Origin of the sequence: Pararhizobium sp. O133 (assembly GCF_051669845.1) — a bacterium.
GTDB lineage: Bacteria > Pseudomonadota > Alphaproteobacteria > Rhizobiales > Rhizobiaceae > Pararhizobium.
The window spans coordinates 72033-96259 of sequence record NZ_CP196426.1; the positions used below are offsets into that span (position 1 = coordinate 72033).

The 24227-nt window shown below is 60.1% G+C and carries 20 protein-coding genes; 18 read left to right on the top strand and 2 right to left on the bottom strand.

Annotated features, from left to right (window positions below):
* Positions 1-1041 precede the first annotated feature (1041 nt).
* A complete protein-coding gene (locus ACST81_RS00365; RefSeq protein ID WP_438750829.1) occupies positions 1042-1260 on the bottom strand; it encodes a hypothetical protein in 219 nt (72 codons plus the stop codon).
* Between the two features lie 38 nt (positions 1261-1298).
* Between ACST81_RS00365 and pseF the strand changes: the two genes are divergently transcribed.
* From pseF to pseC, 10 genes are all read left to right on the top strand, one after another.
* The gene (gene pseF, locus ACST81_RS00370; protein ID WP_438750830.1) at positions 1299-2006 is read left to right on the top strand and encodes a pseudaminic acid cytidylyltransferase; all 708 of its coding nucleotides are present in this window, start codon (positions 1299-1301) and stop codon (positions 2004-2006) included.
* Between the two features lie 56 nt (positions 2007-2062).
* The gene (locus ACST81_RS00375; protein WP_438750831.1) at positions 2063-3052 is read left to right on the top strand and encodes a PseG/SpsG family protein; all 990 of its coding nucleotides are present in this window, start codon (positions 2063-2065) and stop codon (positions 3050-3052) included.
* On the top strand, positions 3049-4164 hold the full coding sequence (locus ACST81_RS00380; RefSeq protein WP_438750832.1) for an ATP-grasp domain-containing protein: 1116 nt from the start codon (positions 3049-3051) through the stop codon (positions 4162-4164). Before ACST81_RS00375 ends, ACST81_RS00380 begins: the two co-directional genes overlap by 4 nt.
* On the top strand, positions 4161-5063 hold the full coding sequence (locus tag ACST81_RS00385; RefSeq protein ID WP_438750833.1) for an NAD-dependent epimerase/dehydratase family protein: 903 nt from the start codon (positions 4161-4163) through the stop codon (positions 5061-5063). Before ACST81_RS00380 ends, ACST81_RS00385 begins: the two co-directional genes overlap by 4 nt.
* A gap of 43 nt (positions 5064-5106) precedes the next feature.
* Entirely contained in the window at positions 5107-6180 is a 1074-nt protein-coding gene (gene pseI, locus ACST81_RS00390; RefSeq protein ID WP_438750834.1) for a pseudaminic acid synthase, read from the top strand.
* Positions 6177-9338 (top strand): hypothetical protein, encoded by a 3162-nt coding sequence (locus ACST81_RS00395; RefSeq protein WP_438750835.1) that lies wholly within the window; start codon positions 6177-6179, stop codon positions 9336-9338. Before pseI ends, ACST81_RS00395 begins: the two co-directional genes overlap by 4 nt.
* A gap of 24 nt (positions 9339-9362) precedes the next feature.
* Positions 9363-10694, top strand: coding sequence for a DUF4910 domain-containing protein (locus ACST81_RS00400; protein ID WP_438750836.1), 1332 nt, complete (start codon positions 9363-9365; stop codon positions 10692-10694).
* 21 nt (positions 10695-10715) lie between these two features.
* Positions 10716-11474: an AAC(3) family N-acetyltransferase gene (locus ACST81_RS00405; protein WP_438750837.1), complete on the top strand. Its 759-nt coding sequence runs from the start codon at positions 10716-10718 to the stop codon at positions 11472-11474.
* A 165-nt stretch (positions 11475-11639) separates the two neighbouring features.
* Positions 11640-12641 carry a UDP-N-acetylglucosamine 4,6-dehydratase (inverting) gene (gene pseB / locus ACST81_RS00410; protein ID WP_438750838.1) on the top strand — a complete coding sequence of 334 codons (1002 nt, stop codon included), beginning with the start codon at positions 11640-11642 and terminating at the stop codon, positions 12639-12641.
* Entirely contained in the window at positions 12638-13792 is a 1155-nt protein-coding gene (gene pseC, locus ACST81_RS00415) for a UDP-4-amino-4,6-dideoxy-N-acetyl-beta-L-altrosamine transaminase (protein WP_438750839.1), read from the top strand. The genes pseB and pseC overlap by 4 nt, the downstream gene beginning before the upstream one ends.
* An 8-nt stretch (positions 13793-13800) precedes the next feature.
* On the opposite strand, the gene ACST81_RS00420 is transcribed toward pseC, so the two are convergent.
* Positions 13801-14871: a LacI family DNA-binding transcriptional regulator gene (locus ACST81_RS00420; RefSeq protein WP_438750840.1), complete on the bottom strand. Its 1071-nt coding sequence runs from the start codon at positions 14869-14871 to the stop codon at positions 13801-13803.
* Between the two features lie 105 nt (positions 14872-14976).
* Between ACST81_RS00420 and ACST81_RS00425 the strand changes: the two genes are divergently transcribed.
* The 8 genes from ACST81_RS00425 (at position 14977) to scpA (ending at position 24074) form a co-directional block, all read left to right on the top strand.
* On the top strand, positions 14977-15813 hold the full coding sequence (locus ACST81_RS00425; protein ID WP_438750842.1) for a phytanoyl-CoA dioxygenase family protein: 837 nt from the start codon (positions 14977-14979) through the stop codon (positions 15811-15813).
* A gap of 156 nt (positions 15814-15969) precedes the next feature.
* A complete protein-coding gene (locus ACST81_RS00430) occupies positions 15970-17502 on the top strand; it encodes an acyl-CoA carboxylase subunit beta (protein ID WP_438750843.1) in 1533 nt (510 codons plus the stop codon).
* 9 nt (positions 17503-17511) lie between these two features.
* On the top strand, positions 17512-17748 hold the full coding sequence (locus ACST81_RS00435) for a DUF4160 domain-containing protein (protein WP_438750844.1): 237 nt from the start codon (positions 17512-17514) through the stop codon (positions 17746-17748).
* Positions 17729-18007, top strand: coding sequence for a DUF2442 domain-containing protein (locus ACST81_RS00440; RefSeq protein ID WP_438750845.1), 279 nt, complete (start codon positions 17729-17731; stop codon positions 18005-18007). Before ACST81_RS00435 ends, ACST81_RS00440 begins: the two co-directional genes overlap by 20 nt.
* Before the next feature lie 69 nt (positions 18008-18076).
* On the top strand, positions 18077-18997 hold the full coding sequence (gene yghU, locus ACST81_RS00445) for a glutathione-dependent disulfide-bond oxidoreductase (protein WP_438750846.1): 921 nt from the start codon (positions 18077-18079) through the stop codon (positions 18995-18997).
* A 10-nt stretch (positions 18998-19007) separates the two neighbouring features.
* Positions 19008-19385, top strand: a complete 378-nt coding sequence (locus tag ACST81_RS00450; RefSeq protein WP_438750847.1) for a hypothetical protein — start codon at positions 19008-19010, stop codon at positions 19383-19385.
* Positions 19386-19685: 300 nt separating this feature from the next.
* A complete protein-coding gene (locus tag ACST81_RS00455; RefSeq protein ID WP_438753308.1) occupies positions 19686-21689 on the top strand; it encodes an acetyl-CoA carboxylase biotin carboxylase subunit in 2004 nt (667 codons plus the stop codon).
* Positions 21690-21932: 243 nt separating this feature from the next.
* Positions 21933-24074 (top strand): methylmalonyl-CoA mutase, encoded by a 2142-nt coding sequence (gene scpA / locus ACST81_RS00460; RefSeq protein WP_438750848.1) that lies wholly within the window; start codon positions 21933-21935, stop codon positions 24072-24074.
* The last annotated feature ends 153 nt before the right edge of the window (positions 24075-24227 follow it).

The following is a 24227-nucleotide window of genomic DNA, read 5'->3' on the forward strand; positions in this document are numbered from 1 at the left end:
AACCAAACTTGCCTTTACTTGGGTCTTCCCGTCCTGACTGTCCGACCGCCGCGCTGCTTCGACCAATCACACCAAAGCACCGGTAAATCAGGCCTGTGTCACGTTCAATTGAAATCATATGTTCCGGCACGCCGCTTGAACATGCCGGGGGGTTATACAACACACTTTTGAGCTGATTGTTCCCCAGAAATAAATCGCCTGCCTTACATTTACTGCATCTTTGCCAGGTCGCACGGACGAAATTGGACTGATCGACCCCGGGAGAACCAGCCCGAGCAGATGGCAAGGCGGCGCAGATGAGGCGTCGGGGCGCGCGGTGACACCGTGCAGCGGATGATGGGCGCTGAGCATGACCACGAATGTATTGGTGCGCACTTGATCAGGCCCACCTGCTCGGCATCGTTCTGATCCGCCTTGGCGATCCATGGGGTCCGGCGCTGCCCCGTCCTTCCAGCGATAGGTGGCAAGGTCACCACCTTGCGAATCGTCACCGGGATGCCGAACATTAGAGAACGCCGCCTTAGGCCTTGCGCGGCGAATCCACATGCGGGCCGCGAACGCTGATTTGCTCCGTCACCGGCGTGTTGACCAAGCGTCACACGCCCGACAATATCCGCATCGGCAACGGGTCCGGCGAGGCCAAGCTTTTCGACAAGGCCCTTGCCATAAACTTCGGTGCGCAGCCAGCGGGTATCCTCATCGGAGCCCGGACCGCGGTGTCCGCCATTTCATCTCTCCCGTGCAATCCATGGCAGCATACCGAGCGGCACTCTAGAGCATCGTTGCCTTAATACGACCCATTCTGCTGGAAGGAATTTTGGCCAGAACCAAGGCGGCTGGCGAAAAGCGCAGCAAAAGCTGCGGTTGAGACGGCCACCGCCGGTAGTGGCCAAAATTCATCCAGCCCTTTGGGTTGGCTGAAAACGGTCGCCCACTGCGGCGGATGGCTGGACCGATGGATGTCGCATCGCTCTGCGCCATCCTTCTTGTGGATCGGCCGTTTTGAGCCAACAGAATGGATCGTATTAAGGCAACGATGCTCTAGTCGTTGGCCTTCTGGCGAGCAAGCATGCGGCGTCGGTCGGTGATAGCCGTTTTTTTGGTGCATTCCGGCCAATTTTCAGGCAGCTCACCTTCAGTCTTCAGCCGGTTTTTCCGGGGCAGAAAATCCTGAAACAGCCTTTGCCGAGGGACGGAAATACCTTCCGCATCGAGGATTTTTACAACGCAAGACTTTACAGCGCGATTCTTTTCTATCATTAACCACGCTCCGGCAGGAGGCCAGGGCGGACGATTGCATGCAGATAGCTATCATTCCGGCGCGTGGTGGAAGCAAACGCATCCCGCGAAAAAACATCAAGCTGTTCGGCGATCAACCGATGATCGCCTGGCCCATTCGCGCCGCCTTGTCGAGCCGGCTCTTCGACCATGTCATCGTCTCGACCGATGATGACGAGATCGCGGAAGTTGCAGTCGCCGCAGGCGCAAGCGTACCTTTCCGGCGCCCGGCCGAGTTCTCCAACGATCACAGTCCTGCCCGCGACGCGATCAACGACACGATTTCGCAAGCCGAATCGTTCTACGGTAAACGGGTCGTCTCGGCTTGCTGCATCTACGCCACCAGCCCGCTGATCGAGGCTGAAGACCTGGTCGCGGCCCGCGCCCTTCTCGACGAGCCGCCGGTCCCGAATTTCGTCTTTGCCGCCGCGACCTATCCACATCCGGTACAGCGCGCCATGCTGCGCGATGGCGCGCTGGGTGTCACCATGCTGCACCCTGAGCACCAGAAGACCCGCAGCCAGGATCTGCCCGAGGCGTTTCACGATGCCGGTCAGTTCTATTGGGGCTGGCGCGATGCCTTCATGGACCGGCACCCGATGTTTTCGCCGCTATCGCGCCCCTACCTCCTGCCGCGCAGCCGCGTTCAGGATATCGATACGCCAGAGGATTGGGAGTTCGCCGAACTGCTGTTTGCCGTCAAGAATGGGGCAGCGCACACCGGATGACCTTGCCTGTCGTATTTCGTTGCAACGCCAGTTCGCGTGTTGGTCTGGGGCATCTGATGCGATGCCGGGAAATGGCGCGCCTTTTGACGGAAGCGGGCCATGCCTGCACCATCGTCGGACCGTCCGAGGATCTGCGTGAACCCAACGACGACCTTCTTTTCGTGCGCTGGATCCCGATGTCGGGCGAGCAAGGCCCCGAGCAGGACGCCAGGGATTTCCTCGCCATCTGCCGTGAGGCCGGCGCCGTGCACGCGGTCATGGACGACTACAGAGTCGATCCCGGCTACCAGGCCAGCCTGAAGGCGCACGGCATCCGCTTCATGCAGCAGTTCGACGCGAGCAAGCCCTGGGACTTTCATGCCGACATCATCGTCAATTCGAGCCCCTACGAGCGGGCCGAGGACTATGCCGGCTATGTCAAGAATCCGAACGCGCAACTGCTTCTCGGGCCGAAATACGCAGTCCTGCGTCCTGAATTCAGCGAACTGGACATCCGTCCTGCCGGCCGGCCGGTGCGGCGTATCCTCGTCTCCTTCGGCGGTGGCGATGACCTCGGCGCAATTCGACTGACGCTGGATGCGATCGCCGAAACGCCGGGCGCCGAGGGCGTGACCGCCGTGATCGTTTCCGGCAACAGCAATCCCCGCAATGCAGAGCACGCGGCACATATCGCGACGCTGCCGCCGGGCAGAGCGGAATTTCATATCCACCCAAAAAATGTCGCCGAGCTCATGAATTGTTGCGATCTTGTCATAATTGCGGGCGGAACCATGAGCTATGAGGCCGCTCTGTGCACCTTGCCGATGGTGTTGATCGCGCTGGCGCCCAACCAGTTGCGCCCATGCCGCGGCTGGGCGGAGCAGGCCGGAGCCGAGATGCTCGGCACGGTCGATACGGTTACGGTGGAGATGATTCGCGACACCCTGGAGCCCTTGCTGTCCGACACGGCGCGGCGGACGGACATGGCGCTTCGCGGGCAGGCGATGGTAGATAAGTCCGGCGGGTTGCGCCTGGTCTCGGCCCTCCTTGAGAGAGATGGAATATGACGAAGACGGCTCTTGTTCTCGGTACCAATGCAGGTCAGGCGGATCTGATCCGCCATCTGAAGTCGATCGGCTGGACGGTGATCGGCTGCTCGCCGATCATCGGCGAAGTCGGCCAGCGGTTCTGTGACGTCGTCGAACACGTCAATATCGTCGATATCGATGCGCTCGAGGCCGTGGCGCGCAAGCACAAGGTCGATATCATCTATTCGATCTCCTCCGACGTGGCGATCAAGTCGGTCGTGGCGCTGAGCGAACGTTTGGGCCTGCCGCACTTCTTCGATAGCGCCTTTATCGACCTGCTCGACAACAAGGCAGCCCTTCGCGCGTTCCTGAAACAGCATGACCTGAGCCCTGTCCCCTTCATGCAGGTGTCGTCGGTCGAGGAAGCCGCCGGCTGGACCGATTTCCCTTGCGTCGTCAAACCCGTCGACGGCCAAGGTCAGCGCGGCGTCCTCAAGGTTTCCAATGCGGCCGAACTCAATGCTGCCATCGCCCAGGGACTGGAAATTTCCCGGTCGAAGAAGGCGATCGTCGAAGCCTATCTGGACGGCGTCGAAGTCTCCTGCAACGTGTTGATCAACAACGGCAAGACCGAAATGAAGGTCCTGTCGGAGCGTCTCGTGCACAAGGATCTGGCGCTCGGCCTGCCGGCCGGCCATCTCATCCCACCGATCCACATCACCGAAAAGCAGCAGCGGGAAGCGCTGGCGCTGGTCGACGCGATCCTGGCCAGGATGAACCACAAGGCCGGCGTGCTCTATTTCCAGATGATCATCACCAGGGAAGGCCCGCGTGTCGTCGAAATCGCGCCTCGCCTCGACGGCTGCCATATGTGGCGACTGATTAAGGCTTCCTATGGCGCCGATCTGATTGAAATGGCCGTGGACACCCTGACGGGCAAGCCCGTCCACCATGTCTCGCCCGAATATTCCGGCCCGAACATGGAACTGATGTTCCAGCAGATGCCGCCGGGCGGTGGTCTGGACAGAGGCAGGTTCCCCAAGCCTGCCAACGCGGTCTATCACGAGTATCGCTACGATGACGGCGAGGCCGTGCGCGCCGTAAACGGCACGCTGGAAGTCGTCGGCTATTATGTGCGGGAGTCCGCATGAAGATCGAAACCGGCACCATCGCGGTCACCGGCGGTTCAGGCTTCATCGGCCGATATCTCGTCGATGACCTGAAGGCGGCCGGTTACAAGCCCATTGTGCTGGGCCGCGATGGAGTGGACGGTGGCGACCGTCGCCAGACGGATTACAGCCGCGACAGCCTGAAGGCAGCACTTCAGGGTGTCGATGCCGTCGTGCATCTCGCCGGCCGCCGCATGACCCGCGAGGACGACCCGAACGACGTCACGCCGTTTCTCAGTCCCAATGTCGAGGCCGTTGCCGATCTGATGACCACCTGCAGGGCGGTGGGCGTCAAGAAGGTCGTCTACGCCTCGACGATCGCCGTCTATTCTCCGTCGAGCGGCCTGCCCTATCGCGAGACTTCGCCCACGCGGCCGATCAATGCCTATGCCCTGTCGAAACTGATGGGCGAATCCTGCGTCGAGATGATGGGACGGATTCATGGCCTCGCCGCCCTGTCGCTGCGCTTTGCCGCCGTTTACGGCCACGGCGAAAAAGGCACGCCCGCGCTGATGAAATTCGTCGATCAGGCGAGCCGGCGCGAAACTCTCGTGCTCAAGGGCAATATGGACTACCGCATCGATCAGGTTTACATCCGTGATGCGACTGCCGCAATTTTGTCATCCCTACGTGCACCTTGCGCGGCGGGAGTTTTCAATATCGGCGGCGGCCGGGCTATGCCGGTGCTGGAAATCGCTGAAACCGTCAATACCGTCTTCGACAATGCCGGCAATCTTTCTGTCGAAGATGAAGTGAACAAACAGGCGCCCCGAACCGTCATGGATCTGGAAGCTGCCCGCGCAGAACTGGGATGGGAACCGCGCTACTCCTTGCGCAGTGGTCTCGAAGATTTTCGCAATACGCGCCATCGCGCGGCCTGACAGGCTGAAAAGCCGCGATATTTCATTTGAAAGGTATTTTCGCATGCTCACATTGAAGGACGAACTTGGCGCTGCGCATGGCTTCAAGGTGGATGGATCACCCTTCATCATCGCCGAAATGTCGGGCAATCATAACGCTTCCCTGCAGCGCGCCCTGGAGATCGTCGATGCGGCAGCCGCCACCGGGGCGCATGCGCTGAAGATCCAGACCTTCACAGCCGACAGCATGACGCTCGACATGGACGAGGGCGAATTCTCCATCAAGGATCCGAAGTCGCTCTGGGCCGGACGCCGTCTCTATGACCTCTATGAGGAAGCCAAGACGCCTGCAGAATGGCACAAGCCGATCTTCGATCGCGCAAAGGAAAAGGGCATTCTCTGCTTCTCGACCCCTTTCAGCGATGATGCGGTCGAACTGCTCGAATCCCTCGATGCACCCTGCTACAAGATTGCATCCTTCGAATTGACCGACATTCCGCTGATCAAGACCGTCGCGCGTACCAAGAAGCCGATGATCATGTCCACCGGCATGGCGACGATCGCCGAAATCGAGGAAGCTGTCGAAGCGGCGCTTTCCAATGGCTGCACCAACCTGACGCTGCTCAAGTGTACCTCGAGCTATCCGGCATCACCCGAGAACACCAACCTCGTGACGATCCCGCAGATCCAGAAGACGTTCGGCGTCAATGTCGGCCTCTCGGATCATACGCTCGGCATCGGCGCGTCGGTTGCCGCGATCGCGCTCGGCGCCAGCGTCATCGAGAAGCATTTCATCATCGACCGCAGCGAAGGCGGCGTCGATTCCGCCTTCTCGCTGGAGCCGGACGAATTCAAGAGCCTGGTCGACGAAACCGAACGTGCCTACCTGGCGCTCGGCCACATCCATTTCGGCGGCACCGCGTCCGAAATGGCCGGTCGCAAGAAACGCCGCTCGCTCTATATCGGCGAGGACCTGAAGGCCGGCGACGTCCTGACGGAGACGTCGCTGCGCCGTATCCGCCCGGGCTCGGGCCTTGCGCCGAAATACTACGAAATGCTGCTCGGCCGCCGCATCGGCCGTGATGTCAGCCGTGGTACGCCGATGAGCTGGGACCTGCTGGAGAGGAACGACGTTTGACACAGAAAATAGCACACGCCAAAACCGGCCTCCTTTCGCGCATCACACACGATCTTCTCTACCACACGCCCCGCGTGGTGGGTGGGTGGCTTGCCGACCTGAAAATGTCTCGCCTTGCCCTACCCGCGCTCAAGATCGCGGACAAGAACGGCCCGGCTACACTTCGGATGCTCCGCCAACTTGAAAGGATGAGCCGGATCACCGGAAATTTTGACGCGGCTGAAGATTACAAGGTGCGGCTGGCCAACGGCAAACTGCTGAAGCGTATCAGGCTCAAGGACTTTCACAGGATTTTCGTCCGTCTCGCTCAACTGGAGAAAATGGAAAAGACCGCGCCATTCGAAGTGGGTCGGCTGATCTCCCGGGAAATCGTACAGGAAAGCGGACGGCGCCGGCTGCTGAAGGCCGCGCTGGCGGTTCGGAAAAAATATCCGCGCAGCGTCTATCTCATTCACATCGTCACCATGTGTGAGGCGATGAAAGGGGAATACCGCAAGGCAAGCCAGACGGTTGCCCGTGAATTGAAGAGACCTCATCTGGCGGATAACCCGAAAGAAAAGCGCCGTTTCACCGCCCTGCGCAACTGCTGGCGAACCGTCGATCAGATCGCACGCGATCAAATGGATTTCGTCGATGATTCAATGAATTACGGCAATATCGTCGATAAGGGCGAGCTCAAGGCGGAACAATTAACCGCCGATTCCGTCGAGAACGGCCAGCAGCTCGATTCCACGAATTACAAAGAAGCGCTCGTCGACAAGGAGGTGCTCGAACAGGAGGCCGCGACGACGCAGGATGTCGAGCAGCAGGCGCTTCCAGAAGTGACCCAACAGCTCCTTCGGTTCAAGGAGCATTATCTCCAGGGACGTCTGCACGCAGAATATCTCGATGCGTGTGACCGCGACTTCCATGAAGCGCCGACATTGCAGGCGAAGCTGAACGTGATCGGAGAAATGCTCCGTCAAGGCGTGCGACGCGTCGCCAGCTATGCCGACGCATATGATCTTGCGAGAAAGCGGGTGCTTGAGCTTATCGAGGAAAACCCCGACATTTTCCAGCGTAGCGACAAGAAAGCCGGCGGGCCGAGACAGGTTGTTTCCGAACTCTGCGCGATGCTCAATCTCACCCGGAAGCTGGGGCTCACGCACGAGAGCGAGCAGATTATCCGCAGATGCGTCAGCCTCTCCCGCAAAGTCATGTATCAGCCATCGATCTGGGCTGCCGCCGCGGAAATTTCGTCCGAAATGGCTGATATCAAGCATGCCAACACGATCATCGCTCATGTGGCTCACCTGCAGCCGACCAGGGCGCTGGACGTGAAAAGCTACTTCCGCTGGGCAAAAAGCTCAGGCCGCTACAAGGACGCGGTCGCGATGTTCAACGCATTGCCCCAGCGGTTCCGACTGATGCCGTGCTCGCTCGAATACGTCAATATCGTCGAGCGGCAGGGCAGGTTCAAGGACGCCGTCAAGATCGTTTATAACATCTATGGCCAGTTGCTGTCCGAACCTGGCCGTTTCTCGCCGACATTGAGCTATCAGCTCATCAATCGTATCGGCGAACTGAAATTCCTCGAGAAGACGGCGACGATCTTTTCAAGCGTCCCGCAGCCCAGGAACCCCAAGGGCGTCGTTCTGGTATCGCCCCGCAATATCAGCCAGTTGCGGCTTTATCCTATCCAAGTCCTGATGGAGATGAAGCGGCAGGGCTGGGCCGTCGTCCCGACGGTCGAGGGGCTTCTTCCAATCGAAAAGACCGGGATTGCCGCGATCGACGCCATGAACGGCGCCGTCATGCGCATGAGTTCCATTCACCCCAGCCGTGCGAAAATCCTGCCGGATGTCGCCGACTTTACGTTCGAGCCGGCGACTGGCCGCCTGCGGTGGGGTGATCTGGATCTGTCGCATCCGATCTGGGAGGACGCGGCGATCAACCGTCGTTGCTACAATGTCGATTACGGCTGCCCATCCCTGCAGCGCTATATCAGCGGACTGGCGAGCTGGACACGATGTACGGCCCGGGTTCTGGACTATGCTCTGGGCGTCCAGCAGCAGACGGGCCTGCGTTTTGCGACCATGTCCCTTTACAACAATCGCCTGCCGGACTCCCTGCATCGTTTCTTCTGCGACCGGAGGGGCAATTCCGAGACCTTCTTCTTCCTGCATGCCGCCAATGGTTATCAGAACTACTTCACGAACTTTTCCACCAACGTGTCCCAGCGCCTCGTGCTGCGAAACATGACGCGCTACAAAAACGTTCGCTCCGCAAGCTTTCCCGTGCCGGAGAATTTCGAGCGCTATTATGAGGAGCGCCGCCTCGAGGCGCCGGAAATGCTGGAACGCTTCGAAAACGTCACGCGGGTGAAGCGTTCGACAAGCGGCGTCAAAATACCGCCGCCGGAGGCGCTGGAAGCCAGGGAGAAAATCGCCGCATGGCGCGCGAATGGGGGCAAGGTTGCCTGCGCCTTCGGCAAGGTGGTCTGCGATTCAGGCCTGCCGTTCGACGGCGGCCCGGCTCATGCCAACATGCAGGACTGGATTAACCATTGCGTCGATGCCGTCGATGGCAGCAATACGCTTCTGCTGATCAAACCGCATCCGCATGAGATGAACAACGAGATCGCGACCTTCCCGAATGAGCTTTTTACGGATCTCATCAAGAATCCGTCGAGCGAAAACGTCATGATCCTGGGCCACCGCTGGTTTGATATGCATGACATGGAGCAACTGATCGATATCGGCCTCATCTATAACGGCACGACGACGATCGAGCTTGGCATCATGGGCATTCCCTGTATTCTTGCCGGACATTTTGCCCCGATCGACTACCCGATAGGACATCCCGTCCCCAAGGACCGTGCGGATTTCGAGTGCATGCTTCGCTTCGAGAAGCCGATCGTGATGGCGGAAGACATTCGCGAGCGGGCAGCCTGCTGGCTGAACTACATGGCCAGCGACAACTTCACCTTGCCATACCGCTACCACACGCGTCCTGTGACCAATAAAACGCTGTATCCACCAACATGGTACAGCGAAGATTTGAAGAAAAAGGACGATCCGGCCGTAATGGAATTGACCGCGCGTGCGCTTGGAACCGGAAAGGAACCCGGCGCCGAAAATAGCAATATATTTGTTCCTCCGATGCAATTGAGCGCTTAGGCGATAACGAGAAGTTTTGAACCGATGTTTGATCTTTCTTCCATTTTCGACAGGTTATTTCCGATTTGCCGAAGCATAACGGGGCCTGGCCTACGGGAAAGCCTTGAAATTCTTGGTGAATACATGCCGCTGGAAATGCATGGCGTTGCCAGCGGCGAAACCGTCCTGGACTGGACGGTTCCCGACGAGTGGTCTGTCGAAAGCGCGAGACTGATTGGACCGGATGGAAACGTCGTTTGCGATTTTGCGCAAAACAATCTCCATCTCGTGAACTATTCGATCCCGCACTCGGCCACCCTGTCCTTGGCCGATCTGCAGCCACATCTGCATTCCCTGCCGCATCTGCCGGATGCCATTCCCTATGTCACCAGCTATTACAGCCCTCGCTGGGGTTTCTGCCTCACCCATCGCGAGCGCGAAAAGCTGCAGGAAGGGCAATATGTGGTCGACATCCGCACGAAACTGCAGCCGGGAGCGGTGAATTTCGCCACATCCGTGCTGCCGGGCGAATCCGACGAGACGATCCTGATATCGTCCTATCTCTGCCATCCGAGCATGGCGAACAACGAACTGTCCGGACCGCTGGGCCTGCTGCGCATGTACGAGCGGATCAAGGCGATGCCGTATCGGCGTCACACCTATCTCTTCCTGCTCTGCCCGGAAACAATCGGATCGATCTGCTATCTCAGCCGTTTCGGCGAGGAGATCGGCAAGCGGCTCGTCGGCGGCCTGGTGTTGACATGCCTTGGCGGTCACCGCGATACGCTGAGCTTCAAGATGTCGCGACAGGACTGGGTGGGCACGCCGGGTCCCATCGACTCGCTCGCAAGAACCTTTGCAGACTGGTATCCGAAGAAATTCGAGATTCGCGAATTCACGCCGATATCCGGTTCGGATGAACGACAGTTCTGCTCTCCGGGCTTCAACCTTCCGGTTATCCAGGCGGCCCGCACGGTCTACGGCCAGTTTGTCGAATATCATACCTCCGCCGATGACAAGCGGTTCATGCGCATCGAACAGGTCGAGCGCGCCGCCGATGCGCTTGCCGAATTCATCGAAGTGTTCGATCTCCACGACAGCCATCTGGAAAACACCCACCCTCACGGCGAGCCTCAACTCGGCCGGCGTGGACTCTATCCGACCATCAACTCACCGATGAACCGGGGAAGTTCCAGCGATGGCTTTACCGATCATCGCACGACGCTGAATCGTCTTCTGATGATGTTGTCGCTCGCCGATGGAAAACGCGGCCTTCTGGAAATTGCCGCGAAAATCGGCTGCGGTGCCGATCAACTGATGCCCATTTTGCGGGAACTGCAGAAGATGGACATGATCAAGACGGTGGCGAAGGTTTAAAGGCAAAAGGGGGAAATTGCCGTGACGGAAAATTTGACGCGCCATTGGCGGGACGCCGGAATCAATGAGAACGACATCGTTCTCATCCACAGCAGCATCAAAAGAACATGTGGCCTCGGTTATACGCCGGCCCAGATTCTCCAGTCGTTCATCGATGCCGTCGGGCCCGGCGGCACGGTGATCTTTCCGTTGTTCAACTTCGACTTCTGCAAGGGCGCCGATTTCGACATCCGCGAAACGCCATCCCACATGGGCACGCTGACCGAAGCCGCGCGCGCCTATCCCGGTGCCGTGCGGACAGGTCATCCCGTCTACTCCTTTGCGGTCATCGGCGCGGCGAAGGACCAGTTTGCTGGGATCGTCAACAAGAGCGCCTATGGCAAGGATTCTCCGTTCGCAAAAATCATCGACCTGGACGGCAAGGTTGCCGTTCTGGATATGCCTGGCCAGAACAGCATGACGTTTTACCACCACGTCGAGGAAATATGCGACGTACCCTACCGCTATCACAAGGATTTCACCGGGAACTACACGGGGTGGGATGGCAAGACGGATACCAGGACCTTCTCGATCTTCGTCCGCAACCTCGAAAAAGGCGTTTTGACGGATGTCGAAGGCATGGAGAAGCGGTTGTGGGAAGAAAAGATATATAGTGGAGACAAGCCGAAGGAAGGGAACGGCCTGCGCGTTGCCAGGACATCCGAACTCTTCAAGGCCGTAAAATCGGTCATCGATGCCGGACAGGCGGAGGGCGTTCTGTTCAGCTACAGTAAAACCTGAGGAAAGCTCGAGATCGCGATCGCGATCCACCTCACAGGACTTACGCACTTCAGGGGTATTGTTTCCGTTTTTACACCCAGATGGATAACAGGGACGCTATAGGGCAATCGCTCATGCGGACAACCCATGTGACGGGTTATGCAATAAATCAAAAGAGTGAGAACGATGTTTAACGATAAGAATATCCTGATTACCGGTGGCACCGGAAGCTTTGGCAAGAAATATGTCAGCACACTTCTTTCCCGTTACACCCCCCGCAAGATCATCGTCTATTCGCGCGATGAACTGAAGCAGTACGAAATGGCGCAGACCTACAATGCGCCGCAGATGCGTTATCTGATCGGCGACGTTCGTGACGGCCAGCGCCTGGCGGTTGCCATGGAAGGTGTCGACTACGTCATTCACGCAGCTGCTCTCAAGCAGGTTCCGGCTGCAGAATACAATCCGCTCGAATGCATCAAGACCAATGTCGACGGTGCGCAGAACGTCATCACCGCGGCATTGCACAACAATGTCACCAAGGTCATCGCGCTATCGACCGACAAGGCAGCGAACCCGATCAACCTCTACGGGGCCAGCAAGCTTGCCTCGGACAAGCTCTTCGTCGCCGCCAACAACATGACCGGCTCGAAGAAGACCCGCTTCGGCGTCGTGCGCTACGGTAACGTCGTCGGTTCGCGCGGTTCGGTCGTTCCGTTCTTTGAAAACCTGGTTGCCCAGGGTGCCAAGAGCCTGCCGATCACCGATGCCGACATGACCCGCTTCTGGATTTCGCTGCAGCAGGGCGTCGATTTCGTTCTGAAGAACTTCGAGCGCATGCATGGCGGTGAAATCTTCGTTCCGAAGATCCCGTCGGTTCGCGTCACCGATCTCGCCACCGCAATGGCACCGGATCTTGAGCACGAAATCATCGGCATCCGCCCGGGCGAAAAGCTGCATGAAGTCATGTGCCCGGCCGACGACAGCCACCTGACGCTGGAATTTGCCGATCACTTCGTCATCCAGCCGACGATCAAGTTCCACGACCGCGACGTCAAGTTCAACGTCAACGCGCTGGGCGAAAAGGGCGTTCCGGTCGAGCGCGGCCATGGCTACGAGTCGGGCAGCAACCCGCACTTCCTGACCGTCGAAGAAATCCGCGAATTCAACAAGATCGCCCAGCAATGATCCCTTACGGCCGTCAGGATATCAGCGAAGCGGACGTCGAAGCCGTCCGCACCGCCCTTCTGAGCGATTTCATCACTCAGGGACCGGCGATCGCGGCTTTCGAAGCCGCGATCTCGGGCTATTGCGGCAGCGCCTTCGGCGTTGCCATGAGTTCTGCGACGGCCGCATTGCATGTGGCGTGCTTGGCGCTTGACCTGGGGCCAGGTGACTGGCTCTGGACGTCGCCGATCACCTTCGTCGCCTCCTCGAACGCCGCGCTCTATTGCGGCGCTCAGGTCGATTTCGTCGATATCGACAAGATCACCTACAACATGTGCCTCGATACGCTGGAAGCCAAGCTGCAAGTGGCCGAGCGCGACGGCAAGCTGCCGAAGATCGTCGTTCCCGTTCATTTCGCCGGACAGTCCTGTGACATGATCCGGCTCGGCAAGCTGCGCGACAAATATGGCTTCCGCATCATCGAGGATGCCAGCCACGCGATCGGTGGCAGCTATCACAATGCGCCTGTCGGCAATTGCGCCTATAGTGACATCTGCGTGTTCTCCTTCCATCCGGTGAAGATCATCACCACGGCGGAAGGCGGCCTTGCCACCACCAACGATCCGGAACTGGCGCACCGCCTGTTCACCCTGCGCACGCACGGCATCACTCGCGATGCGTCCCGCATGGAAAACGGATCGGAGGGGCCTTGGTACTACGAGCAACTGGAACTCGGTTATAACTACCGGATGACCGACCTGCAGGCGGCCCTTGGGACCAGCCAGTTTGCCCGGCTGGATTCGTTCATCGATGCCCGCCACGAGCGCCGTGTGATTTATGACCGCGCGCTGGCCGACCTGCCGCTGACCCTGCCGCATGAGCCGGATTTCCAGCGGTCGGGCCTGCATCTCTATCCGATCCTCTTGACGGACGAGGCGCCAGTCAATCGTCTCGAAGCCTTCAACGCGCTGCGCGCCGCCGGCATCGGCGTCAACGTGCATTACATCCCCGTCTATCGCCAGCCGTATTATGTCCGCATGGGTTTCGACCGCGCGGCTTTCCCGAACGCGGAAGACTACTACAGCCGAACGATTTCCATCCCGATGTATGCGCAACTCAGCGAAGCCGACCAAAACACGGTCATTTCGGCGCTGAAGACCATCCTCGGATAAACTGCTTCTTACCTGGCCGGAACCGCATAGACGGTTCCGGCCAGCGACCCCCGTTCGATGAGATTGCAATCCATCTTGGTCAGCGGATAGGTCTGCGCCATCAGCGGCGTCATCGTTTCCAATTGTCCGATCGCCCATGCGCCCATCGCCCGATGCGGCAATATCAGCGTGGAAAGCTGCGGCCGAACATGGCGGCAGAGTTCGTCATCGTCATACCCGATCACCGAGACATCCAGCGGAATACGCAAGCCCGCATCCCGCAAGGCGTTGTAGCAACCGGACGCCATCTTGTCGTTCTGGCAGAAGAACGCCGTCGGCCGCTCCTTCAGCGCCAAGAATCGCTGCGTTGCCTCGAAGCCGGATGTCGGCGACCAGTTTCCTTCCGCCACCAGATCCGCGTCATAGGCGATGCCGGCCTTGGCGAGCGCTTTCCTGTACCCCTTTAACCGGTCCTGCGCCGCCGACATGAAGGGTTCGCCGATGATGGTGGCAATGCGGCGATGGCCAAGCCGGATCAGGGCATTGGTCGCATCGAAGCCACCGGCCGTTTCATCGGGCACGACGGAGGCAAACGCATGATCGGCCGAGAAGCAGTTGAGCAGGACGATCGGCACCGGCAGATCGTGGAGAAACTCCGGCGGCGTGACCTGACGGGTGAAGATGGTCATGTAGATCAGCCCGTCGATGCCGCTGCGCAGCATGGTCTCGACCGCCTTTTTCTCCATCTCCGCATTGCCCATGCTCTGCGCGACGAGGATGGTCACGCCCTCCTCCCAGCAGGCCTGCCGCGCGCCCTCGATCGCGTTGACCGCTTCGGGACTGGTGGCGAGCTGGTCACACAGGAAGCCGATCGAGCCGCTGCGGATATTCTTCAGGAGCGGACGATGGATGAGCGAGGCGGCACCATATCCGAGACCGCGGGCGGCCTCGATCACCTTGCCGCGCGTTTCGGCGGAAATCTTCACGCCGGTCGCATTGTTCAGCACGAAGGACACGGTCGCCTGCGAGCATCCTGCGAGCCGCGCCACATCGGTCATTGTCACGCGACGTGGTGGTTTTTCATGTTTCGTTTTCGTCACGGGTTGCTCCTGAATTCCGCCTCAGGCTACTTTATTAATTCTCATAAGCATATTGACTAATAATTATTAGTTGAACTATCCTCACCTCATCAAGGAGGACAGGTCATGAACATCAATGCACCGGTGCAGTTCGACATAGAGGCCAATCTGAAGACCCTACAGGCGGACGGTATTACCGGTTTGAAGGGCGCGTTCACCACCGAATGGGCGGATGCGATGAAGGAGGACATGATGAATGCCTTCTGGTCGGCCATCCAGCGGCCGGGAAGTGCTGTCGGACGCGGGCCGCGTCGATGGTATGTGGAAATCCATCCGCAGGATTTTCGCGGCTTCGTCGACCTCATCATGCATCCCTGGGTGATCGCCATGTGCGAGAATGCGCTGGGACCGGATTACCAGATTGTCGAGATCGGTCTCGACGTGCCGTTTGAAGGCGCGCGTTACCAGCCCTGGCATCGCGACTTTCCTTCGCCGTCAGACACATATGTCGATCACCGCATCACCTCGCTCGCCTTCAACCTCACCGGAGTCGATGTCACCCCCGACATGGGACCGTTCGAGGTCGCCCCGGGCACGCAGTGGGACGACGGGCGGGAATGGAAACATGAAATGTTTCCCGACAAGGCACTTTGGGGCCGCTACCAGGAGCGGGCGGTGCGCAAATTTCCGCAACGCGGCGACATTTCCTGCCGTTCGGCGCTCACCATGCATCGCGGAACAGAACACTTGTCCCCGATCGCCCGGCCGGTCATGGTTCTCGGCGTCGATGCGCCCGGCGCCGGCCATGCCGAGCTGCACGACATGATGGTGACGCAGGATTATTATAATGCCCTGCCGGAAAAGGCGCGCAAGCACCTCGTCTGCCGCGTTGTCGAAAAACTCGAGCCGATCGTGCAGAAGCACGATATCGAAGGCCTCGTCATGGGCGCGGATCCGGCCTAACCGCCCCGAAACCGGGTCTGCGGCGGGACCTGACCGGCGCTCGCCGCGCCTCGCCCTCATACCAAAGTTTTCGCTGATCACGCTTGCGCGCGCGATCGGCGATTTCCTTCAATCCCGTTTCCGGCTAAGCAAGATGCAAAGACGACGGGAGGCGGCATGCGCGACATTATCGAGACCGTGGAAACCAGGCGCGCCGAGGCCCGTCTTGGTGGCGGCCAGAAGCGCATCGACGCCCAGCATGCCAAGGGCAAGCTGACGGCGCGTGAGCGCATCGAGGTGCTGCTCGACGAAGGCTCGTTTGAAGAATACGATATGTATGTCACGCACCGCGCCGTCGATTTCGGCATGGCCGGGCAGAAGGTGGCTGGCGACGGCGTCGTCACCGGCTGGGGCACGATCAACGGCCGGCAGGTTTACGTCTTCTCCCAGGATTTCACCGTGCTCGGCGGCTCCCTCTCCGAGACGCATGCACAGAAGATTTGCAAGGTCATGGACATGGCGGTGCGCAACGGCGCGCCACTGATCGGCCTCAACGATTCGGGCGGCGCGCGCATCCAGGAAGGCGTCGCCTCGCTGGCCGGCTATGCCGAAGTCTTTCGCCGCAATGCCGAAGCGTCCGGCGTCATCCCGCAGATTTCCGTCATCATGGGGCCTTGCGCCGGCGGCGCGGTCTATTCGCCTGCCATGACCGACTTCATCTTCATGGTCCGCGACTCGTCCTACATGTTCGTCACCGGCCCCGACGTGGTGAAGACGGTGACCAACGAAATCGTCACTGCGGAAGAACTCGGCGGCGCGGGGACCCATACCCGCAAGTCCTCGGTTGCCGACGCGGCCTATGAGAACGATATCGAGACGCTGGAGCAGGTGCGCCTGCTGTTCGACTTCCTGCCCCTCAACAATCGCGAAAAGCCGCCGGTTCGGCCGTTCCACGACGAGCCCGCCCGCATCGAAAACCGGCTGGACACGCTGATACCCGACAGCTCCGCCAAACCCTACGACATGAAGGAACTGATCCTCGCCATCGCCGATGAGGGCGATTTCTTCGAGCTTCAGGAAGCCTTCGCCAGGAACATCATCACCGGCTTCATCAGGATCGAAGGCCAGACTGTCGGCGTCGTTGCCAACCAGCCGATGGTGCTGGCCGGCTGTCTTGATATCGACTCGTCCCGCAAAGCAGCCCGCTTCGTCCGATTTTGCGACGCCTTCTCGATCCCGATCCTGACGCTGGTCGATGTGCCCGGCTTCCTGCCGGGCGTGGCGCAGGAATATGGCGGCGTCATCAAGCATGGCGCCAAGCTTCTGTTCGCCTACAGCCAGGCAACCGTGCCGATGGTCACGCTGATCACGCGAAAGGCCTATGGCGGCGCCTATGACGTCATGGCCTCCAAACATATCGGCGCCGACATCAACTATGCCTGGCCGACGGCCGAAATCGCCGTGATGGGCGCCAAGGGCGCCACCGAAATCCTCTACCGTTCGGAACTCGGCGACCCGGAAAAGATTGCCGCCCGGACGAAGGAATACGAGACCCGTTTCGCCAATCCCTTCGTCGCCGCCGAGCGCGGCTTCATCGACGAGGTGATCATGCCGCATTCCTCCCGCCGCCGCATCGCCCGCGCCTTTGCATCGCTCCGCAACAAGCGCAAGGAACAGCTGTGGCGCAAGCACGACACGATCCCGTTGTGAGGATGGCCGGTGCCCAAGGTTTTCGAATGGAAAGGCTGGCGGTTCGAATTCTATAGCCTTGATCGCGTCGAGCCGCCGCACGTGCATATTCGCAAAGACCGCAAGGAAACAAAAATCTGGCTTGAACGTCTTGAAGTGGCACGCAACAAGCGCTGCACGGACAAAGAACTCAACGAACTTCTCGATGTGGTAAAACATCACCAGCACGCCTTTCTGGAGAAATGGAATGAGCACTTTGGAAATTGACGAGGACCTGCTTGAGCCGACGGCTGCCCATTGCACCGAGACGACCCTCGTCGTGCAGCTCGCGGACGGCGCCAGCTTGGTCACGCCGCTATGGTGGTACCCGCCGCTTCTTGCCGCGTCTTCGGAACAGCGAAACAAAATCGAACTTTCGCCTTATGGAATCCACTGGCCGGGTCTCGACGAAGATTTGAGCATCGAAGGCATGCTGCGGGGCCGGAAGTATCCCGATGCCAAACCGCCGGCGGAGGCCGCGGAGTGAAAGATGAAATCTTTTCCATCGTCACGTTCGTTCCCGCACTGACCAACCCGCATAGACAGGACCACCCTCATGACCGAAAAATCCCCCGCCGACAATTTTCCCACCGGTTACGAACCGCCCAAGGTCTGGACCTGGGACAAGGGCAATGGCGGCGCCTTCGCCAATATCAACCGGCCGATCGCCGGTCCGACGCATGACAAGGAATTGCCGGTCGGCAAACATCCGCTGCAGCTCTATTCGCTGGGAACACCGAATGGCGTCAAGGTGACGATCATGCTGGAGGAGCTTCTGGCCGCCGGCCACACGGACGCGGAATACGATGCCTGGCTGATCAGGATCGGCGATGGTGACCAGTTCGGATCGGGTTTTGTCGGCGTCAATCCGAACTCTAAAATTCCGGCACTTTCCGACCACGCCCCGAAGGATGGCGGCGAACCGGTGCGGGTGTTCGAATCCGCCTCGATCCTCGTCTATCTCGCGGAGAAATTCGGCGCCTTTCTGCCGACCGATCTTCGCGCCCGCACGGAGACAATGAACTGGCTGTTCTGGCAGATGGGTTCGGCCCCCTTCCTCGGCGGCGGCTTCGGGCATTTCTATGCCTATGCACCGATGAAGATCCAATATGCGATCGATCGTTATGCCATGGAGGTCAAGCGCCAGCTCGACGTGCTCGACCGCCATCTCGCTGATAGCCGCTACATGGCCGGCGCCGGCTACACGATCGCCGATATGGCGATCTGGCCCTGGTATGGCGGCCTTGCGCAGGGCAAGCAATACGGTGATTCCGGTGCCTTCCTCGACGTGCAGAGCTACAAGAATGTTCAACGCTGGACGGCGGAGATCGCCGACCGTCCGGCCGTCAAGCGCGGCCGCATGGTCAACAGGATGAGCGGCGATCTGTCGGAGCAACTGCACGAACGCCACGACGCCTCCGACTTCGACACGAAGACGCAGGACAAGATCGCCCCGGCCGATCCGGCAAAGGCGTAAGGAGACGGTAATGGCCAATCTGCCCGACATGACCAAACACCGCGGATTTCCCGGCGGCATGCCGGGCACCGGCATCCAGTTCACCATCCGCCGCGCCAATCCGCGCGGCGTGACGCCGATCAAGGCTATTCCCCGCCGCGGCCGGCCCGGCACCGCCGAACACCGCATCGACGCAGCCTTTCTGCATGCGCTCTGGCACCATTTCGGGCCGGAGCCCTTCGAGCGCGGCAATCTCGATGCTGCCCGCCTCAGCCTGCTTTTCGGCCGCGAAGTCATCGCCGCCGAAAAGGAGTTCGACCCCTTGTCCTATGAGGCCATGCTGGTCATCGATGAGACGGTGGCGCGCAAGAACTTTCCGGAATCGTTCGATGATGTGTTTGAGGTGTGAGGATCGGCAGATGGCAGCGGTTTTTGACAAGGACGACAGGTATCGCGAATGGATCGAGGCAAATCCGTCAGGTTTTGTGCTTAACATAACAAGTGGCTTCTCACCTGATTATGCGGTCGTCCATTCCGCCGGATGCAAGTCCATTACGAGAGGCACCGTAGTCCCCGGCGCGTTTACAGAGCGAAGTTATCGCAAGGTCTGCGCCCTCTCCGAAGCAGACTTGTCCAATTGGATCAGACAATCTTTGCGCCGTGATGGCGCATTCACGAAGCGCTGCACCTGTCTGGGAAAATAATCGTGATGCTCTCCAAAATCCTCATTGCCAATCGTGGCGAAATCGCCTGCCGGGTCATTCGTACGGCGAAGAAGATGGGCATCGCCACGGTCGCCGTCTATTCCGATGCCGATGCTGACGCGCTGCATGTGACGCTCGCGGATGAAGCGGTGCATATCGGGCCGGCGCCGTCGTCGCAGTCCTATATCGTCATCGAGAAAATCCTCGATGCGATCCGCAAGACCGGGGCCGATGCGGTGCATCCGGGCTACGGCTTCCTGTCGGAAAACGCAGCCTTTGCGCAGGCGCTGGAAAAGGAAGGCATCGCCTTCATCGGCCCCCCGGTTGGCGCCATCGAGGCGATGGGCGACAAGATCACGTCGAAGAAGCTTGCGGCGGAAGCCGGCGTTTCCACCGTGCCCGGCCATATGGGCCTGATCGCGGATGCCGACGAGGCGGTGAAGATCGCCGGCGAGATCGGCTATCCCGTGATGATCAAGGCCTCTGCCGGCGGCGGCGGCAAGGGCATGCGCATCGCCTGGAACGACGCGGAGGCGCGCGAAGGCTTCCAGTCCTCGAAGAACGAGGCGAAGAACTCCTTCGGCGACGACCGCATCTTCATCGAGAAATTCGTAACGCAGCCGCGCCATATCGAAATCCAGGTGCTCGGCGACAGCTACGGCACAGTGCTCTATCTCGGCGAGCGCGAATGCTCGATCCAGCGGCGAAACCAGAAGGTCATCGAGGAGGCGCCCTCGCCCTTCCTCGACGAAAAAACCCGCCGCGCCATGGGCGAGCAGGCCGTCGCGCTGTCGAAGGCGGTCGGCTACCATTCCGCCGGCACCGTCGAGTTCATCGTCGATGGAACCAAGAATTTCTATTTCCTCGAAATGAACACCCGCCTGCAGGTCGAGCATCCCGTCACGGAACTGATCACCGGCATCGACCTCGTCGAGCAGATGATCCGGGTCGCGGCCGGGGAAAGGCTCTCCTTCGGCCAGGAGGATATCCGGCTCAATGGCTGGGCGATCGAAAGCCGGCTCTATGCCGAGGATCCCTATCGCAACTTCCTGCCGTCGATCGGTCGCCTGACTCGCTACCGTCCGCCTGTCGAAGGCACGGGCGCGGATGGCACCATCGTGCGCAACGATACCGGCGTGTTCGAGGGCGGCGAAATCTCGATGTATTACGATCCGATGGTCGCCAAGCTCTGCACCTGGGCGCCAGATCGACTAGCCGCCATCGATGCGATGAGCCGGGCACTGGACGATTTCGAGGTCGAAGGCATCGGCCATAACCTGCCGTTCCTCTCCGCCGTCATGCAGCACGACCGGTTCCGCGCCGGACGGCTGACGACGGCCTTCATCGCCGAGGAATTTCCCGATGGCTTCCAGGGGGTCGAACCGGATATGGCTTCCGCGATCAAGCTGGCGTCCGTCGCCGTGCTCGTCCATCAGGCGCTGCAGAACCGGGCCGTGCAGATTTCCGGCACGATCGGCAATCATCGCCGCGTCATCGGCAAGGATTGGGTCGTCAGCTTCGGTGATCGGACCTTTGCTGCCACGCTCGATGCTTCGGCGGACGGCGGCTATATTCGCTTCGGCGACGCCGAGCCGATCACGGTTGCCAGCGACTGGACGCCGGGCCGAAGCCACGCAACGTTCAACATCGACGGCACCGCCATGGGCGTGAAGATCGACTTGGTCGGAACGGCGATCCGCCTGCGCTGGCGCGGCATGGACGTAAAAGCCCATGTCCGCAGCCCGCGCGTCGCCGAGCTTGCCCGCCTGATGCCGGTCAAGTTGCCGCCGGATACATCGAAGATGCTGCTCTGCCCGATGCCCGGCGTCATCACCATGGTCACGGTCGAGGCCGGCGAAACCGTGGAAGCCGGCCAGGCCTTGGCAACGGTCGAAGCGATGAAGATGGAAAACATTTTGCGCGCCGAACGGCGGGGCGTGGTCAAGCGCATCGCCGTCCTAGCCGGGTCGAGCCTGGCGGTGGACGAATTGATCATGGAGTTCGAGTGATGCTGTGCCGGATGGAGATTACCCCCGTGCCGGCCCCCCTCTGTCGGCTACGCCGACATCTCCCCCACAGGTGGGGAGATTATTCATTTCCCTTACCTGCGTTCATTCAGCACGGTAAGGTTGACACGAAGGTTGGCGGTGATCTCCCCCCTTGTGGGGGAGATGTCCCGGAGGGACAGAGGGGGGTGACTTTCCCCGCGCAACGGCGCAAACGCAAACACAGGATTCAACGGATGCTGCGCCATGTCCGATAAAAACCCCCGCGCCGACTGGCAGGCCCTCGCCGAACGCGAGATCAAATCCTCGCCCGACAGCCTCACCTGGCAGACGCCGGAGGGCATTGCGGTCAAGCCGCTCTATACCGAGGCCGATCTTGAGACGGTCGAACATCTCGACTCGCTGCCCGGCCTTGCGCCGTTCACACGCGGGCCGCGTGCCACCATGTATGCCGGCCGACCCTGGACCATCCGCCAATATGCGGGCTTCTCCACCGCCGAAGCGTCGAATGCCTTTTATCGCAAGGCGCTCGCGAGCGGCCAGCAGGGTGTCTCCGTCGCCTTCGACCTCGCCACTCATCGCGGCTATGACAGCGATCACCCCCGCGTCGAGGGCGATGTGGGCAAGGCGGGCGTGGCGATCGATTCGGTCGAGGACATGAAGATCCTGTTCGACGGCATCCCGCTCGAAAAAATCTCCGTGTCGATGACCATGAATGGCGCGGTCATCCCGATCCTCGCCTCCTTCATCGTCGCCGGCGAGGAACAGGGCGTATCGCGGGCCGATCTGTCCGGCACCATCCAGAACGACATCCTCAAGGAGTTCATGGTCCGCAACACCTATATCTATCCGCCGGACCCCTCGATGCGGATCGTCGCCGACATCATCGACTATACGGCGCGCGAAATGCCGAAATTCAATTCGATCTCGATTTCCGGCTACCACATGCAGGAGGCCGGCGCGACGCTGGTGCAGGAACTGGCCTTCACGCTCGCAGACGGCCGCGAATATGTCCGCGCGGCCATCGCCAAGGGTTTGAACGTCGACGATTTCGCCGGCCGCCTGTCGTTCTTCTTCGCCATCGGCATGAATTTCTTCATGGAGGCGGCCAAGCTCAGGGCCGCCCGTCTGCTCTGGACGCGGATCATGGAAGGTTTTGCGCCGAAGAAACAATCCTCGCTGATGCTGCGCACCCATTGCCAGACCTCCGGCGTTTCGCTCCAGGAACAGGATCCCTACAACAACATCGTTCGCACCGCTTTCGAGGCGATGTCGGCCGTGCTCGGCGGCACGCAGTCGCTGCACACCAACTCCTTCGACGAGGCGATTGCGCTGCCGACCGAGTTCTCCGCCCGGATCGCTCGCAACACCCAGCTCATTCTTCAGCACGAGACGGGCGTGACCAAGGTCGTCGATCCCTTGGCCGGCTCATATTATGTCGAGAGCCTGACGGCGGAACTGGCCGACAAGGCCTGGGCGCTGATGGAGGAGGTCGAGGCATTGGGCGGAATGACCAAGGCCGTTGCCGAGGGTCTGCCGAAACGCCTGATCGAGGAGGCAGCCACACGCCGACAGGCTGCGGTCGACAAGGGCGAGGAGGTCATCGTCGGCGTCAACAAGTACCGCCTTGAGACGGAGGACGAACTCGACATCCTTGATATCGACAATGCCGCCGTCCGCATCGCCCAGATCAGGCGCATCGATGAGGCCAAACGCCGCCGCGACAGCGCCGAGGTCGCAAGGGCCCTTGAAGCGCTCCAAGAGGTCGCCCGCAACGGCCAGGGCAATATTCTCGAGGCCGCCGTCACCGCCGCCCGGGCCCGCGCCACGGTCGGCGAAATTTCCGACGCTTTGCGCGCCGTCTTCGGCGATCACACCGCCGTTCCGGACGTGGTGAGCGACATCTATGGTGATGCCTACAGGGACGAGCCTGAGCTCGTAACGCTGGCCGCGCGCCTCTCCGGCGTCGCCAAAACGATCGGCCGCAAGCCGAAGATCATGGTCGCCAAGCTCGGCCAGGACGGCCATGACCGCGGCGCCAAGATCATCGCATCGGCCTTCGGCGACATGGGTTTCGACGTGCTCGCCGGCCCCTTGTTCCAGACCCCGGATGAGGCGGCCGACACGGCGTTGGCGGCCAATGTCCATGTCGTCGGTGTCTCGTCCCTGGCGGCCGGTCACAAGACGCTTCTGCCGCAACTCGTCCGGTCGCTGAAGCAAAAGGGCGGCGGTGATGTCGTCGTCGTCTGCGGCGGCGTCGTGCCGCGACAGGATTACCAGTTCCTGCTCGACAATGGCGTCGCGGCGGTCTTCGGCCCCGGCACCAATGTCATGGAAGCGGGCCGCGCGGTGCTCGATCTGCTTGAAGGGAAGTTGCGCAACGCCTGAGCAAATACTCACAGCTGCACCACCCCTAAAAGTCATCGTGGAAAAGTTGTGGTTCCTAAATAGCGGAATTGTCGCATTCTGATGTCGTGCTCAGGTGATTCGCCCCGTGTGCCGAAGTTCAGGCCGAATTGAGAGCGCGATGCTAAATGATTT